Annotated in this window: 2 protein-coding genes; both read left to right on the top strand. The window is 74.7% G+C overall.

Annotation, left to right across the window (positions count from 1 at the left end; translation table 11 throughout):
* Nucleotides 1–31 precede the first annotated feature (31 nt).
* A complete protein-coding gene (locus tag GTW43_RS27835) occupies nucleotides 32–370 on the top strand; it encodes a VOC family protein (protein ID WP_161304721.1) in 339 nt (112 codons plus the stop codon).
* Nucleotides 371–630: 260 nt separating this feature from the next.
* Nucleotides 631–1,213 (top strand): acyltransferase (locus GTW43_RS27830; RefSeq protein ID WP_343246137.1); only part of this gene is annotated, 583 nt, incomplete at its 3' end.

Below are 1,213 nucleotides of genomic sequence, written 5' to 3'. Positions count from 1 at the left end.
GAGCGTACGACGCGTCGTCCCCAACCACACCGTGACCCCCGCCGACCCGGCCGCCCTCGACGCCGACCGTGACTTCTACGGGCTGATCGGCCTGGAGCAGGTGATGGACCTCGGCTGGATCCGCACCCTGGCCTCGCCCGACCGTCCCACGGCCCAGATCAGCCTGTTCACGCACGACGCGACGGGCCCGGTGGTCCCCGACCTGAGCATCGAGCTCGACACGGCCGACGAGGTCGACGCGGTCTACGCGCAGGTGCGTGCCTCGGGCGCCGAGATCGTCCACGACCTGTGCGACGAGGAGTGGGGCGTGCGCCGCTTCTTCGCGCGGGACCCGCAGGGCCGGGTGGTGAACGTCCTGGCGCACCGCTGACCCGGGCGCCGGGTGAACCCGGCCCGAACGCCGTGTGAGCGGTGGGTCACGCCCGATCGGAGACCCGTGGAACTCCTCCGCAGGGGCGCAACTGTTCGACTTCCGGGCCCGTCCCACGAGTGCCCCCGCGTTTCGCGTGCCCCGCGTTTCGTGTGTCCCGCGTTCCGCGTGCCCCGTGAGGAAGTCGGCCCACCGTGCCCCAAGCACTGCCCCTGTTGCGTCCCGGACCCCGTCTCCCGAAGCGCCGCCCGCGCCCGCCGGTGCCGGTCCCGGCCGCCGCCGCCCCGGGCCGCCGCGCGGACATCCAGGGGCTGCGCGCGGTCGCCGTCACGCTCGTCGTGCTCGCGCACGCCGGAGTGCCGCAGGTCGCCGGCGGCTATGTGGGCGTCGACGTCTTCTTCGTCGTCTCCGGCTTCCTCATCACGTCCCTCCTGGCCCGCGAACTGGCGCGCACCGGCCGCATATCCGTCCCGCGCTTCTACGCCCGCCGTGCCCTGCGCCTGCTGCCCGCCTCGACACTCGTCGCCGTGTCGACACTCGCCGGGGCGTACCTCTTCCTGTCGAAGGTGCGGTTCGAGGAGTACGCGGGGGACGCGCTCGCGGGCGCCCTGTACGCCGTCAACGTCCGGCTCGCCGTCTCCGGCACCGACTACCTCCGGGCGGACGCGCCGCCCTCGCCGTTCCAGCACTTCTGGTCGCTGGCGGTCGAGGAGCAGTTCTACGTGGTGTGGCCGCTGGTCCTCGCGGCCGCGTTCTGGGCGGGAGCCCGGCTGCGGGCGGCGCGCGCGCCGCTGGCCGCGCCCGGCGCCGAGGGCGGCCCGTTGCCGCGCGCGGCCGTGCCGT

The organism is Streptomyces sp. SID5785, from assembly GCF_009870065.1.
Classification (GTDB): domain Bacteria; phylum Actinomycetota; class Actinomycetes; order Streptomycetales; family Streptomycetaceae; genus Streptomyces.
This window is presented reverse-complemented; position numbering and strand designations above follow the sequence as displayed.